General features: G+C 70.7%; 12 protein-coding genes and 1 riboswitch. Of the genes, 10 read left to right on the forward strand and 2 right to left on the reverse strand.

What is annotated here, in order from left to right; all coding sequences use genetic code 11:
- Positions 1-6: 6 nt before the first annotated feature.
- Entirely contained in the window at positions 7-657 is a 651-nt protein-coding gene (locus tag Amac_RS11190) for a response regulator transcription factor (protein WP_155354265.1), read from the forward strand.
- A 143-nt stretch (positions 658-800) separates the two neighbouring features.
- Positions 801-2516 (forward strand): S8 family serine peptidase, encoded by a 1716-nt coding sequence (locus Amac_RS11195; RefSeq protein WP_155354266.1) that lies wholly within the window; start codon positions 801-803, stop codon positions 2514-2516.
- A 48-nt stretch (positions 2517-2564) separates the two neighbouring features.
- Here Amac_RS11195 and lysS read toward each other — a convergent pair whose 3' ends face one another.
- Together lysS and Amac_RS11205 are read right to left on the reverse strand one after the other, a co-directional pair.
- Positions 2565-4283 carry a lysine--tRNA ligase gene (gene lysS / locus Amac_RS11200; protein WP_155354267.1) on the reverse strand — a complete coding sequence of 573 codons (1719 nt, stop codon included), beginning with the start codon at positions 4281-4283 and terminating at the stop codon, positions 2565-2567.
- A 79-nt stretch (positions 4284-4362) separates the two neighbouring features.
- Positions 4363-4977, reverse strand: coding sequence for an acyl-CoA dehydrogenase (locus Amac_RS11205; protein ID WP_155354268.1), 615 nt, complete (start codon positions 4975-4977; stop codon positions 4363-4365).
- A gap of 94 nt (positions 4978-5071) precedes the next feature.
- Positions 5072-5185, forward strand: a riboswitch (SAM riboswitch).
- A 58-nt stretch (positions 5186-5243) separates the two neighbouring features.
- Between Amac_RS11205 and Amac_RS11210 the strand changes: the two genes are divergently transcribed.
- The 8 genes from Amac_RS11210 to Amac_RS11245 all read left to right on the forward strand — a co-directional run bounded on the left by Amac_RS11210 (position 5244) and on the right by Amac_RS11245 (position 14949).
- On the forward strand, positions 5244-6884 hold the full coding sequence (locus tag Amac_RS11210; protein WP_155354269.1) for an ABC transporter substrate-binding protein: 1641 nt from the start codon (positions 5244-5246) through the stop codon (positions 6882-6884).
- A complete protein-coding gene (locus Amac_RS11215; protein ID WP_155354270.1) occupies positions 6881-7804 on the forward strand; it encodes an ABC transporter permease in 924 nt (307 codons plus the stop codon). The genes Amac_RS11210 and Amac_RS11215 overlap by 4 nt, the downstream gene beginning before the upstream one ends.
- Entirely contained in the window at positions 7801-8607 is an 807-nt protein-coding gene (locus tag Amac_RS11220) for an ABC transporter permease (RefSeq protein ID WP_155354271.1), read from the forward strand. Before Amac_RS11215 ends, Amac_RS11220 begins: the two co-directional genes overlap by 4 nt.
- Positions 8604-10217, forward strand: a complete 1614-nt coding sequence (locus tag Amac_RS11225; RefSeq protein WP_155354272.1) for a dipeptide ABC transporter ATP-binding protein — start codon at positions 8604-8606, stop codon at positions 10215-10217. Before Amac_RS11220 ends, Amac_RS11225 begins: the two co-directional genes overlap by 4 nt.
- Positions 10214-11539, forward strand: coding sequence for an NtaA/DmoA family FMN-dependent monooxygenase (locus tag Amac_RS11230; protein WP_155354273.1), 1326 nt, complete (start codon positions 10214-10216; stop codon positions 11537-11539). The genes Amac_RS11225 and Amac_RS11230 overlap by 4 nt, the downstream gene beginning before the upstream one ends.
- Positions 11536-12690 (forward strand): LLM class flavin-dependent oxidoreductase, encoded by a 1155-nt coding sequence (locus Amac_RS11235; RefSeq protein ID WP_155354274.1) that lies wholly within the window; start codon positions 11536-11538, stop codon positions 12688-12690. The genes Amac_RS11230 and Amac_RS11235 overlap by 4 nt, the downstream gene beginning before the upstream one ends.
- On the forward strand, positions 12687-13760 hold the full coding sequence (locus Amac_RS11240) for an LLM class flavin-dependent oxidoreductase (protein WP_155354275.1): 1074 nt from the start codon (positions 12687-12689) through the stop codon (positions 13758-13760). The genes Amac_RS11235 and Amac_RS11240 overlap by 4 nt, the downstream gene beginning before the upstream one ends.
- Before the next feature lie 67 nt (positions 13761-13827).
- On the forward strand, positions 13828-14949 hold the full coding sequence (locus tag Amac_RS11245; protein ID WP_155354276.1) for an LLM class flavin-dependent oxidoreductase: 1122 nt from the start codon (positions 13828-13830) through the stop codon (positions 14947-14949).

Below are 14949 nucleotides of genomic sequence, written 5' to 3' on the forward strand. Positions count from 1 at the left end.
GATCTCATGCGCGTGGTGGTGGCGGATGACTCGCTGCTGACCCGGGCCGGCGTGGCGTACCTCCTCAAGCAGTCCGGTTATACCGTGGCCGCGGAGGTGGACGACGCCGGCACGCTCCTGGCGGCCGTGCGCGCGGAGGAACCCGACCTGGTCGTGGTCGACATCCGGATGCCCCCGACCCACACCGACGAGGGGCTGGTCGCCGCCGAACGCATCAGGGCCGACCATCCGCGCGTCGGCGTGCTCGTGCTCTCGCAGTACGTCGAGCCCGCCTACGCGATGCGCCTCCTGCGCGACCACCCGGAACGCGTCGGCTACCTCCTCAAGGAACGCGTCTTCGACCAGGCCATCCTGGTCGACGCGCTCCGCCGCCTCGCCGACGGCGAAACGGTCATCGACCCCACGATCGTCTCCCGGCTCCTGGGCAGGCAGCGCGCGAAGGACCCCCTCGCGGCCCTGACCGCCCGCGAGCGCGAGGTGCTCGCCCTGCTCGCGGAAGGCCTGTCGAACAAGGCCATCGCCGCCCGCCTCACCATCACGGAACGCACCGTGGAGGCGCACGTGGCGCAGATCTTCGGCAAGCTGGGCCTGCTCGACGACCCGAGCTCGCATCGCCGGGTCCTCGCCGTCCTCGCCTTCATCCGCTCGGGCGGCTGAGCTCACCGTCGCGTTCATGTCACACCTTGGCCTCAACTTTCTGGCGGTCTTTGACGCGGGGTGTCAATGCCGAAATATGTGCTGCGCGGCAGATCCGTACCGATCTGTTTGTTTATGTTCTCCTGCCCACAGGGAGGTGGCAGTTGAAACGTCTTCTCGCCCTCACCGCCGTCGTCGCGTTAGGCGCGGCGGCTCTGACGGCGCCGGCTCAGGCGGCACCCTCGTCAGCCGAGCCCGCGACCAGCAAGGAGTATGTGGTCCTTTACAAGGAGGGAGCCAGCGCGGCCGATGCCCAAAAGGCGATCCAGGCGGCCGGCGGCACCATTGTGAAGGTCAACACCGCGGTCGGGCTGGCCACGGTCAGCACCACCAACGCCGGCTTCGTCGACGCGATCAAGAACAACGCGGCCATCGACGGCGTCGCCGGTAACCGCGTCATCGGCGCGGCCCCGGAAACCGCCCGAGTCAAGGCCGACGTCCGCAAGGCCATCGAGGCCAAGGCCGTCGAGAAGGAAGGCCGGGGCAACGGCAAGTTCCCCAAGTGGAACCGCAAGCCGTCCGCCGAGCCGCTGGACGACCTGCAGTGGGACCTCGACCAGATGAAGGCCAACGAGGCGCACAAGTACGAGCAGGGCGACAAGCGCGTGCTCGTCGGCATCCTCGACACCGGCGTCGACGGCACGCACCCCGACATCGCCCCCAACTTCAGCAACGCGCTCAGCCGCAACTTCACCGTCGACATCCCGACCGACGCCAACGGCGACCGGATCGACGGGCCGTGCGCCGAAGAGCCCGACGCCTCCTGCAACGACCCGGCGAACGTGGACGAGGACGGGCACGGCACGCACGTCGCCTCCTCGATCGCCTCGCCGCTGAACAAGCTGGGCGTGGCGGGCGTGGCCCCCAACGTCACGATCGTCAACATCCGGGCCGGTCAGGACTCGGGCTACTTCTTCCTGCAGCCCTCGGTGGACGCGCTCACCTACGCCGGTGACATCGGCATCGACGTGGTCAACATGAGCTACTACATCGACCCGTGGCTGTTCAACTGCGTCGACAACGCGGCCGACTCGCCGGCCGACCAGCTGGAGCAGGCCACCATCATCAAGGCCACCCAGCGGGCGCTCAACTACGCGCACCGCAAGGGCGTGACCCTGATCGCGGCGGCCGGGAACGGCGCCAGCGACTACACCAAGACGCTGGTCGACGCCTCCTCGCCGGACTTCGCCTCCACGCCGGGCGAGGCGCCGCGCAGCAGGACGATCCCGACGAGCTGCATCTCGATGCCGAGCGAGGGCGACCACGTGGTGCCGGTCTCCTCCACCGGTATCAGCACCCGCAAGTCGTACTACTCCGACCACGGCAACGGGTACATCGCCGTGGCCGCGCCCGGTGGCGACGTGTACGACACGCCGGGCAACACCCGGGACATCACCAAGGCGACGCTCTCGGCGTACCCCGAATCGCTGGCCCGCGCCAACGGGGAGATCGACGAGAACGGCGACCCGACGGTCGAGTATGTGGTGAAGGACTGCCGGGGCAGCGTCTGCGCGTACTACCAGTACCTGCAGGGCACCTCGATGGCCTCGCCCCGCGCGGTCGGCGTGGCGGCCCTGATCGTCAGCAAGTACGGCCGCAACGGCCGGGGCGGCTTCGGCATGGACCCGGACGACGTGGAGCGCGTGCTCAAGGCCACCGCCACCGACACCCGGTGCCCGGCCGGCGGCACCTACACCTACACCCGCCACCTGCCGAGCGGCGCCACCGTGACCGCGACGCACACCTGTGAGGGTGGGAAGAGCAACAACGGCTTCTACGGTCAGGGCATCGTCAACGCCCTGCGCGCCGTGGGCCACTAACCCCCGAGAGGCCCGCTCCCCTACCGGGGGGCGGGCCTCTTCATGTGCTCAGGCGCTGAGCAGCTTGCGGATGCGGGCGGCGCCCACCGCCAGGAGCAGCGTCGGCAGCCGGGGGCCGGTGTCGCGGCCGACCAGCAGGTGGTAGAGGAGCGCGAAGAACGCCCGCTGGGCCACCTTGATCTCCGGCGTGGGAGGCGCGTCCAGGGTGAGTCCCTGCTGGAGCTTGGGCACGCCGTACACCAGGTTGGTGAGGCCCTCCAGGGACCAGTGCGCGTCCAGGCCCTCCAGCAGCAGGCGCAGCATGTTCCGCTCGGTGTCGCCGAGCCCGGCCAGCAGCGCCGTGTCGGGCTCCTCGCGCACCTGGGTGCGCTGGTCGGCGTCCATCTTCGTCTCCACCCACGCCTGCGCGCGGTCCAGCCGCGGCCGGACCTCCGCCAGCGAGGAGACCGGGTCGGCAGGGTCGAGGTCGCGCAGGATGCGCAGGATCTGCTCCTCGTGCCCGGTGGTCACGTCGACGATCGAGGCGAGCGTCCGGTACGGCACCGGCCGGGGCGTGCGCGGCAGCTCGCCCGTGGCCGTGCGGGCGGCGCGGCCGAAGGGGGCCACGTCGGCGGGGGGCGCCGAGCCGTCCTCGATCTTGCGGCCGAGGGTGTCCCACTCGTCGTAGAGCCGGTAGATCTCCTGGTCGAAGGCGATCTTGAAGGACTGGTTGGGGCGGCGGCGCGCGTAGAGCCAGCGCAGGACCGGCGCCTCCATGATCTCCAGCGCGTCGGCCGGGGTCGGCACCGCGCCTCTGGAGCTGCTCATCTTGGCCATGCCGCTGATGCCGACGAAGGCGTACATCGGGCCGATGGGCGGGTCCTGGCCGAACACCTCGCGGACGAGCTGGCCGCCGACCACGAACGAGGAGCCGGGCGAGCTGTGGTCGACGCCGGACGGCTCGAAGACCACGCCCTCATACGCCCAGCGCATCGGCCAGTCGACCTTCCACACCAGCTTGCCCCGGTTGTGCTCCGACAGCCGCACGGTCTCGGCGTGCCCATTGGCGCAGACATAGGACATCTCGGTGGTCTCCTCGTCGTAGGAGGTCACCGTGGTCGTGTCCTTGTCGCAGAACGAGCAGTACGGCTTGTAGGGGAAATATCCCGCCGCGGTGGCGCCGTCGTCCTCGGTGGCAGCGCCGGAGCCCTCGGCCGCGGCCAGCGCCGCCTCCTGGCTCGCCTCGTCCGCGCCCTGCGGCACGACCGCGCCGGGCTTGGCCTTGGTCCGGTAGCGGCCCAGGACGGCGTCGATGCGCCCGCGCTCCCGCATCGCCAGCAGGATCTGGTCCCGGTAGGCGCCGGAGGTGTAACGCTCGGTCTGGCTGATGCCGTGCACCTCGATGCCCAGCTCCTTCAGCGCCGCCACCATCGGGGCCTTGAAGTGCTCGGCCCAGGTCGCGTACGGACTGCCGGTCGGCGCCGGGACGGTGGTCAGCGGCTTGCCGATGTGCTCCGCCCAGGACGGGTCGACACCGGCGGGAACCTTGCGGAACCGGTCGTAGTCATCCCACGACAGCAGATGCACGCACTCATACCCCCGCCTGCGGATCTCATCGGCCACCAGATGCGGCGTCATCACCTCACGCAGGTTCCCCAGGTGGATCGGCCCCGACGGGCTGAGACCCGAGGCGCAGACGATGGGTTTGCCGGCACCCCGGCGCTCCGCTTCCGCGATGACCTCGTCCGCGAAGCGAGAAACCCAGTCGACCTCGTTACGCTCAGCCACGATCGAATAGTCCTTCCAGGAACCGTCCCACGATGTACGGCCAAGCCTACCGGGACCGGCCACCACCCCCCGGCCATGATCAGGACGGCAGCCCTAACTTGATCGTGGTGTTCGTTATGGCGGTATGGGCCTGGGATATCGCCGTGGAGATGGCCGTGACCGGTCGGCCGTTGTCGATCGTGGAGGCGGCCGTGTCGAGGAGGGCTTCGGCGGTGCGGAGGGCGGTGGTGAGTTCGGTGAGCCGTTCGGGGACGGGCGCGGGAAGCCAGGGAGCGAGTTCGGACCAGGTTCGGGTGGCCTCGGTCAGGATGCGTTTGGCGATGCCCAGGTCGATCGCGGCGTTGAGGAGCGGGGCGAGGGGGCCCGGGCGCGTGGGTGGGTGATCGGTGGGCCATCGTCCGGACAGGACGTCGTCGAAGGGGCCGTCGCAGGCGCGGAGGGATTCGACGGTGAGGGTGTGGGCGCGGTAGCGCTGGGCCAGGGCGGGGTCGGCTGTCGCGAGGGTGAGCAGGACCTTTGTCAGGATGCGTGCGCTCACGTCGGCCCCGCCGGATGAGCGGGGAACCCTGATCGCGAGCAGGCCGCTGGCCTGGAGCGTGGCGTCGTTGAAGGTGGCCGTGAGGGCGCGGGCGGCGGCGAGGGCTTCGAAGCCGTCCGCGAGTACGGGGGCCGCGCGGCGAAGGGACAGGGCCATGGTCCACCTCCTGAAGGATTTCATGTATATCAGGTAGGCAATACTCATAAAAAGCCTGTTGACGGCAAAACCCTTATTTCCTACAGTCTAAGTAGGTAATGAGAGCCGACGCCAAGCCCCGGCTGGTCGGCCGGCAACCCCCGCGCTCGCATGGGGTGCCCCGGGGAAACCTGGCGGCGAGCGACCGCTTCGCCGCAAAGCGCGGGCCTCCGGGCTCATGGTCGTGGAGGCCCGCTCCGGCGTGCCTCCCGGAGAAGGTGATCTCCTTGTCCCTCAACCGCCGCCTCGCCATCCCGGTGCTGACAGTCCTGTTAGCGCTCACCGCCTGTGGCACCTCGGCCACCCCGGCAGCCCAGGCCCCGGCTGGAGCGCCCGCCAAGGGCGGAACGCTCGTCTTCGGCGTCAACACCGAGCCGATCAACCTGGACCCGCACGCCAGCCCGCAGGACGTGACCGGCCTGTTCACCCGTCCCGTGCTCGACTCGCTGGTGGCGCTCGACGACAAGGGCGGCATTCACCCCTGGCTGGCCACCTCGTGGGAGATCTCCGCGGACGGGAAGACCTACACCTTCAAGCTGCGCGAGGGAGTGAAGTTCAGCGACGGAGGCGTCTTCGACGGGGCGGCGGTCAAGGCCAACCTGGACCACATCGTCGATCCGAAGACCAAGTCGCAGCTGGCCGCCGCCGCCTTCGGGCCGTACGAGGGCACGAAGGTGATCGACGCGCAGACCGTGGAGGTGTCGTTCAGCAAGCCGTACTCGCCGTTCCTGGCGGCGCTGGCCACCGCGTACTTCGGGATCCAGTCGCCGACGGCGCTGGCCGAAGGGCCGGAGGCGCTGGCGAAGAAGGTGGTGGGGACGGGGCCGTTCGTCATCGACGCCTTCGTGCCCCACCAGGGCATCACCTATCACCGCAACCCGGACTACAACTGGGCTCCGGAGGGCGCCAAGCACACCGGTCCGGCGTACCTGGAGAAGCTGGAGATCAAGGTTCTCACCGAGGACGCGGTCCGGCTGGGCGCGCTCACCAGCGGCCAGATCGACGCGATCGCCAGCGTGCCGCCGGTCAACGTCAAGCAGGTGGAGGCCGATCCCAAGCTGACCATCGTGCGCAAGCAGGCGCCGGGCGGCAACTACAACTACTACCCGAACACCGCCAAGGGGGTTTTCGCCGACCAGAAGGTCCGGCAGGCGTTCCGGGACGGCATCGACTTCGCGACCATCGTCGGCAAGCTCTACTTCGGCACCTTCGACCCGGCGTTCAGCCCGGTCTCCCCGGCCACCCACGGCTACGACGCGGCGACCGAGTCCCAGTGGCGTTACGACCCCGAGGGCGCGGGCCGGCTGCTGGACGAGGCGGGCTGGACGGCCAAGGACGCCGAGGGTTACCGCACCAAGGACGGCGCGCGGCTGACCGTGCGCTGGCCGTTCCTGAAGTCGTTCGCCCGGGAGCAGCGCGGCACGCTGGCCGAGCAGATCCAGGCCGAGGCGAAGAAGATCGGCTTCGAGGTGGTCTTCACCGACGTGACGGCCACGGACTTCGCGCCCAAGGCCATCGCCGGTGACTACGACCTGATCGACTTCAGCTGGCAGCGCGCGGACGGGGACACGTTGCGCAACCTGTTCGCCATCTCCAACATCCCGAGCGGCACGTTCTTCGGGCAGAACCTGGCCCGCTACGAGGACGCCGAGGTGGACGGCTGGCTGAGCGACTCGCTGGCCACCACGGACCTGGCCGAGCGGGCCGCCCTGTACGCCAAGATCCAGCAGAAGGTGAACACCGACGCGGTGGTCTTCCCTGTGTACGTCTTCAACTACCTGCTGGGCGTGTCGAAGAACGTCCGGGACATCGCCTGGGAGCCGCAGGCGTACCCGACCTTCTACGACGCCTGGGTGTCCAAGGCATGATCCGGAGGATCCTGACCAGGATCGGCACCTCGGTGCTGGTGCTCTGGGGGGCGGTGACGGTCTCCTTCACCGCCCTGCACCTCACGCCCGGCAACGTGGTGGACGTCCTGATCGGCAGCTCGATCGTGACGCCCGAGGTGCGGGCGCAGATCATCGCCGACTACGGGCTCGACGCGCCGCTGCCCGTGCAGTACGCGACCTACCTGGGCCGGGTGCTGCGCGGGGACCTCGGCCAGTCCTACCAGCTGCACGAGTCGGTGGCGACGGCGATCGGCACCCAGCTGGGTCCGTCGATCCAGCTGGCCGGGGCCGCCCTGCTGGTGGCGGTGGTGGCGGCCACGACGCTGGCGCTGCTCACCGCCCGGCGGAAACGCTGGATCCGGGGCCTGTCCTCGGGCCTGGAGCTGATCGGCGTCTCGATCCCGACGTTCTGGGCGGCGATCCTGTTGCTGACCGTCTTCTCCTTCCAGCTCGGCTGGTTCCCCGCGGTCGGCGACGACAGCGGCAGCAGCCTGGTGCTCCCGGTCATCGCGGTGGCCATCCCGATCACCACGATGCTCACCCAGCTGATGCGGGAGAGCCTGGAGCTGACCCTGGAGGAGCCGTTCGTGCTGACCGCGCGCTCGCGCGGCATGTCCGATCTGGGGGTACGGCTCCGCCACGCGCTCCGGCACGCCCTGGTCCCGGCGGTGACCCTGCTCGGCTGGGTGATCGGCCTGATGGTGGGCAGCATGGTGGCGGTCGAGCAGATCTTCTCCCGGCAGGGCATCGGCCAGCTCACCCTGACCGCCGTGTCCGGTAAGGATCTGCCGGTGGTGATGGGCGTGGTGCTGGTCACGGCCCTGCTGTACGTGGTGGTCAACATCCTGATCGACCTGCTCTACCTGGTGATCGACCCGCGGCTGCGGAGCGCCGCGTGAAGGCCCGCGTGGGGGTGGGCGCGGCGTCGGTGACGCTGGCCCTGATCACGCTGGCCGCGCTCGCTCCCGCCCTGCTGGTGGACGGCACCCCGGACCAGGCGGACGCGCTGGCCGCGCTGGAGGGCCCGAGCGCCGACCACCTGTTCGGCACGGACGCCAACGGCCGGGACGTGTTCACCCGCATCGTCTACGGCGCCGCGCCGTCGCTGCTGGCCGGGCTCGGCGCGACCGCGCTGGCGGTGGCGGTGGGCACGGCGCTGGGCCTGCTGGCGGCGCTCGGTGGCCGGGCTTTGGACGAGATCGTGATGCGCCTGGTGGAGGTTGTGCTGGCGCTGCCGACGCTGCTGCTCGCGCTGCTGGTGATCACCATCACCGGTCCCGGCACGGTCAACGTGATCCTGGCCATCGCCCTGTACACCGCGCCCAGCTACGCCCGCCTGGTCCGGGCCCAGACGATGGTGATCCGCCGGGCCGGTTTCGTGGAGGCGGCCACCTCGCTGGGCCTGGGCCAGGGCCGGATCATCCTGCGGCACGTGCTGCCGAACGCGTTCGCGCCGCTGCTGGTGCTGGCCACCATCGAGGTCGGCACCGCCCTGGTGGCCGCCGCCTCGCTCAGCTACCTGGGTCTCGGCCCGCAGCCGCCCGCGCCGGAGTGGGGCGCGATGCTCTCCGGCGGCCGGGACTACTTCTCCGTCGCGTGGTGGATCGCCATCTTCCCGGGCGTGGCGATCACCCTGACCGTGCTGTCCATCACGGTGGTCGGGCGGCACCTGCAACGGCTGGTCGAAGGGAGAACGTCATGACCGAACCTGTCGTCGAGGTCACCGATCTGCATGTGTCGTTCGGCACGCTGGAGGCCGTGCGGGGGATCTCGTTCGCGGTCCACCCTGGCGAGTGCGTGGCGATCGTGGGCGAGTCGGGGTCGGGCAAGAGCGTCACCGCCCGTACCCTGCTCGGCCTGGCCGGCGAGGAGGCCCGGGTCAGGGCGGGGGCGCTGCGGGTGGACGGCGTGGACACGTCGGGCTTCTCCGAGCGGCAGTGGCGGTCGATCCGGGGGCGGCGCATCGGGTTCGTGCTCCAGGACGCGCTGGTCTCGCTCGACTCGCTCCGCCCGGTCGGCAAGGAGATCGCCGAGACGCTCCGGCTGCACCGCGCGGTCCCCCGCGCGGCCATCCCCGGGCGCGTCCTCGAGCTGCTCGAAGAGGTCGGCGTGCCCGAGCCGGAGCAGCGGGCCCGGCAGTACCCGCACGAGCTGTCCGGCGGGCTCCGCCAGCGGGCGCTGATCGCCTCGGCGATCGCCTGCCACCCCCGGCTGCTGATCGCCGACGAGCCGACCACCGCGCTGGACGTCACCGTGCAGGCGCAGATCCTGCGGCTGCTGGCCGAGCGCAGGCGCGGCGGCACCGCGCTGCTGCTGATCAGTCACGACCTGGCGGTGGTGGCCGAGCTGGCCGACCGCATCCTGGTCATGAAGGACGGCGTGGTGGTGGAGAGCGGTCCCGCCGACCAGGTGCTGCGCGAGCCGGAGCATCCGTACACGCGGGGCCTGCTGGCAGCGATCCCGACCGAGGAGTCCAAGGGCGCCCGCCTGTCGGCCACCACCGCTCCCGAGGTACGGCGTGCGCCCCCGGGCGAGGTGGTGATCGAGGCGCGCGACCTGGCCAAGTCGTTCAAGGGCCGGGCTGCCGTGGACGGCGTGTCGTTCGAGCTGCGCGCCGGGGAGACGCTGGGCATCGTCGGCGAGTCCGGCTCGGGCAAGACCACGACCGCCCGGCTGGTGCTCGGCCTGCTCGCCCCCGACCGGGGGTCCGTCGAGATCGACGGGCAGCCGTGGGCGGGGCTCACCGCCCGGCGGAAGCGGGAGCTGCGGCGGCACATCCAGGTCATCTACCAGGATCCGCTCAGCTCCTTCGACCCCCGGTTCAGCGTGCGCCGCATCCTGGACGAGGCCCTCGACGTCGGCGGCGAACCCCGGGCCACCCGCCGCGACCGCGCGGTGGAGCTGCTCGAACAGGTCGGTCTGGACGCGAGCGTGCTGGAGCGGCGGCCGTTACGGCTGTCCGGCGGGCAGCGGCAGCGGGTGGCGATCGCCCGCGCGCTGGCCCCGCGCCCGCGCGTGATCGTCTGCGACGAGCCGGTGTCGGCCCTGGACGTGTCCATCCAGGCCCAGGTGCTGGACCTGCTCACCGACCTGCAGGCCGAGCTGGGCGTCGCCTACCTGTTCATCTCCCACCACCTCGGGGTGGTGCACCACGTCAGCGACCGGGTGCTGGTGATGAAGGACGGGCGGGTGGTCGAGTCCGGCGACGTCCGCCAGGTCCTCACCGCGCCCGCCGCCGGCTACACCCGCGAACTGCTGGCCGCCGTTCCCCGGCTCGACACCACCGCACCTCTGGTCAGGAGGGCTTCATGACCAAGCAGATCCATCTCGCCGCGCATTTTCCCGGCGTTAACAACACCACCGTCTGGTCCGACCCGCGGTCGGGCAGCCAGATCGACTTCGACTCCTTCCGGCATCTGGCCCAGACCGCCGAGCGCGGGAAGTTCGACTTCTTCTTCCTGGCCGAAGGGCTGCGGTTGCGGGAGATGAAGGGCCGCATCCACGACCTGGACGTGGTCGGCCGCCCGGAGTCGCTGACCGTGCTGGCCGCCCTGTCGGCCGTCACCACCCATCTCGGGCTGGCGGCGACGGTCAACTCGACCTTCAACGAGCCGTACGAGGTGGCCCGGAGGCTGGCCTCGCTCGATCATCTGAGCGGCGGCCGGGCCGCCTGGAACGTCGTGACCAGCTGGGACGCCTTCACCGGCGAGAACTTCCGGCGCGGCGGCTACCTGGCCGAGGCCGACCGGTACACCCGGGCCACCGAGTTCCTGCAGACCGCCAGGGAACTGTGGGACTCCTGGGCGCCCGACGCGGTGACCGCCGCGGACGGGCAGTTCATCCGCCCGGGAGGCATCAGCACCTTCCACCACGAAGGCAAACATTTCACCATCACCGGCCAGTTCAACGTGCCCCGCCCGCCGCAGGGGCATCCGGTGATCATCCAGGCCGGGGATTCGGACGAGGGCCGCAACTTCGCCGCCTCCTCCGCCGACGTCATCTTCAGCCGCCACAGCAAACTGGAGGAGGGCCGCGCCTTCTACCGCGACGTCAAAAGCCGCCTCCCCCGGTACGGCCGAAGCCCCGACGACTTGAAGATCCTCCCCGCCGTCACCTACGTCCTGGGCGACACCCAGGAGGACGCCGCCGAGCGCGCCGCCGAGATCCGCAAGGCCCAGGTCAGCCCGCAGACCGCGATCTCCTTCGTGGAGGGGGTGTGGGGGCGGGACCTGTCCGCGTACGACCCGGACGGGCCGCTGCCCGACCTGGAACCTGACCTCGGGCCGGGCGTGTCCGAGGGCCGGGCGCAGTTCCGCGGCGACCGGGGCGCGGTGGCGGCCAAGTGGCGGGCGCTGGCCGAGGAGAAGAACCTGTCCATCCGGGAGCTGGTCATCGAGACGGCCGCCCCGCAGACCTTCGTCGGCACGGCGGCCTCGGTGGCCGAGGAGATCAACCTGTTCGTGCAGACCGACGCCGCCGACGGTTTCATCTTCGTCCCGCACCTGACCCCGGGCGGCCTGGACGACCTGGTCGACCAGGTCGTTCCGCTGCTGCAGGAGAAGGGCGTCTTCCGCGCCGACTACACCGGTCCCACCCTCCGCGACCATCTGGGCCTCACGAAGGAGCCGTCATGACTCTGCACCTCGCCGTCGCGCTGGACGGCGCCGGCTGGCATCCCGCGGCCTGGCGTGCCGAGGGCGCCCGCCCCGACCGGCTGTTCACCGCCGGATACTGGGCCGAGCTGGTCGTGGAGGCCGAGCGCGGCCTGCTCGACTGGGTCACCTTCGAGGATTCGCTCGGCCTGCAGTCGTCCCGGTTCGACGCTCCCGACGACCGGCTCGACCAGGTGCGCGGGCGGCTGGACGCGGTGCTGCTGGCCGCCGCGCTGGCGCCGCTGACGTCCAGGATCGGGCTGATCCCGACCACCATCGTCACCCACACCGAGCCGTTCCACGTGGCCATCGGCATCGCCTCGCTGGATCACGCCAGCCGGGGCCGGGCGGGCTGGCGGCCGCGGCTGTCGGCCCGGCCGGACGAGGCCGCGCATTTCGGGCGGCGGGAGTTCCCGCCGCTGGACGTGGCCGACGTGGCGCGGATCCGGCGGCTGTTCGGGGAGGCGGCCGACGCGGTGGAGGTGGTGCGGCGGCTGTGGGACAGCTGGGAGGACGACGCCGAGATCCGCGACGCCGCGACCGGGCGGTTCATCGACCGGGACCGGCTGCATTACATCGACTTCCAGGGCGAGTGGTTCGACGTCAAGGGTCCGTCGATCACTCCACGGTCGCCGCAGGGGCAGCCGCTGGTGACTTCGCTGGGGCATGACGTCGTGCCGTACGAGTTCGCGGCGCGCGGCAGCGATGTCGTTTACGTGACGCCGCAGGACAAGGACGACGCGCGGCGGATCGTCGGGCAGGTCAGGGAGGCGGAGGCGACCGTTGGCCGGACCGGGCCCGAGCTGAAAATTTTCGCCGATCTGGTGGTGTTCCTGGGAGGTGACAAGGCCCGCCTGGACGATCTCGACGGCGCGGCGCTGGTCTCGGACGCGCACATCTTCGAGGGCACGCCGGAAGGGCTCGCCGACCTGCTGGTGGGCTGGCGGGACGCGGGCCTGGACGGGTATCGCCTGCGTCCCGGGGTGCTCCCGGGCGATCTGTCCGCGATCACCCAGGGCCTGGTGCCGGAGCTCCAGGCCAGGGGTTTGTTCCGGAAGGCGTACGAGACGGCGGATCTGCGCGGGCGGCTGGGGCTGGCGCGGCCGGTCAGCCGGTATGCGAGGGCGTCGTGAAGTTCCTCGCGATGACCCTCGCCTTCCACACGCCGCATCCGATCACCGGTGAGCTGAAATCCACCAACCAGCGGTTCCGCGAGGTGGTCGCGAGCGCGGTGCAGGCCGAGGAGCTGGGGTTCGACGGGTTCGGGTTCGGGGAGCGGCACGAGCGGCCTTTCCTGTCCTCCTCGCCGCCGGTGGTGCTCAGCCACATCGCGGCGCGCACGTCCAGGATCCGGCTGTTCACGGCCGTGACGACGCTCAGCCTGCTGGATCCGGTGCGGGCCTTCGAGGACTACTCGACGCTCGACCACCTGTCCGGCGGGCGGCTGGACCTGATGATCGGCAAGGGCAACGGCACCGCCCAGGCGGAGCTGTTCCACGTGACCGAGCAGGATCAGTGGGACCGCAATCGGGAGGGCTACGAGCTGTTCCGGCGGCTCTGGCGCGAGGACAAGGTGACCTGGTCGGGACAGTTCCGGCCGTCGCTGGAGAACGCCGAGGCGCTGCCCCGGCCGTTCCAGCAGCCGATCAGGGTCTGGCACGGCAGCGCGACCAGCAAGGAGTCGGTCGACCTGGCCGCCTATTACGGCGACCCGTTGTTCTCGGCCAACGTCACCAACCCGGTCGAACCGTACGCCGAGCTGGTCCGGTATTACCGGGAGCGGTGGGAGCACTACGGGCACGACCCGGCCGATCTGCTGGTGGGCGCGGGAAGCGCCGGCTACTACAGCACGCCTAAATCCCAGGACGCGATCGAGACCTACCGGCCGATCTTCGACGCGCGGCTGAAGTTCTTCGCCGCGCGCGGCCTCGACCCGGTTTTCACCAGCCTGGAGGACGCCATCGAGCGTAGCTCCATCCTGATCGGCAGCCCGCAGCAGATCATCGACAAGGTCCTCTGGTACCACCAGCGGCTCGGCCACGAGGTCATGCACCTGTCCGCCGAGGCCGACGGGCTGACCGAGGCCCAGCACCGGGACTCGCTCGAACTGTTCCAGGCCGAGATCGCCCCCGTGCTCCGCAAGGAGATCCCCAGCAGACCTTTGACCAGAAACCCGTCCCATAGACAGCCGCATAGCCGCTGACCAGGCTAATCACCGCTGCGGCAGTCCAGATCACGACTTTCTAATCAATATCCCCGGGAGGGCTCGCATGACCCGGCTGTCCATTCTCGACCTGGCCCCCATCGTCTCCGGCGGGAGCGCCAGGCAGGCGATCAGGAACACCATCGACCTGGCCCGGCGGGCGGAGGCGGCGGGCTATCACCGCTACTGGCTGGCCGAGCACCATCTCACCCCCGGGGTGGCCAGCTCGGCTCCGGCTGTGCTGATCGGCCTGGTCGCCGCCGCCACCGAGCGGATCCGGGTGGGTTCCGGGGCGGTGCAGCTCGGCCACCAGACGGCGCTCGCCGTGGTCGAGCAGTTCGGCACCCTGGACGCCCTGCACCCGGGGCGCATCGACCTCGGGCTCGGGCGGTCCGGCCAGCGGGCCAAGGAGCTGGCCGCGCAGCCGCCTCCCCCGCCGCCCACCGAGTCGCGGATCGTGAACGGGCTGCTCATCCCGCCGCCGTTCTCGTTCGCGTCGATCGCCAAGTCGCCGATCATCCGGCTGTGGGCGACGCTGCTGCAGCAGCCCGGCGCGGAGTCGCCCGACTTCGCGGATCAGGTGGCGGACATCCAGGCGTTCATCGACGGGACGTACCGGTCGGAGGAAGGGTTCGAGGCGCACGCCCAGCCTGGGGAAGGGGCGGAGCTGGAGTTGTGGATCCTGGGCAGCAGCGCCGGGCAGAGCGCCCAGGTGGCCGGGGAGCGTGGGCTGCCGTTCGCGGCCAACTACCACGTGAGCCCGGCCAGCGTGCTGGAGGCGGTGGAGGCCTACCGGGACGCGTTCAAACCCTCGGAGGTGCTGGCCGCGCCGCATGTCATGGTCTCCGCCGACGTGGTGGTGGCCGAGAGCGACGCGGAGGCACGGCGGATCGCGGAGCCGTACGGGCTGTGGGTGCGCAGCATCCGCACCGGCGCGGGCGCGATGGCGTTCCCGTCGCCGGAGGAGGCGGCGGCGTTCGAGTGGAGCGAGGAGGACCGGGCGCTGGTGGCCGACCGGCTGGACACCCAGTTCGTCGGCTCGCCGGACTCCGTGGTCGAGCGGCTGCGGGTGCTGCGGGAGGCGACCGGCGCCGACGAGTTGCTGGTCACCACGATCACGCACGACCACGGCGACCGGGTCCGCTCGCACGAGCTGCTCGCCGCCGCGTGGGGTGAGGGTCTCAGGTAA

The sequence above is a fragment of the Acrocarpospora macrocephala genome (genome assembly GCF_009687865.1).
In the GTDB taxonomy this organism is placed as follows: domain Bacteria; phylum Actinomycetota; class Actinomycetes; order Streptosporangiales; family Streptosporangiaceae; genus Acrocarpospora; species Acrocarpospora macrocephala.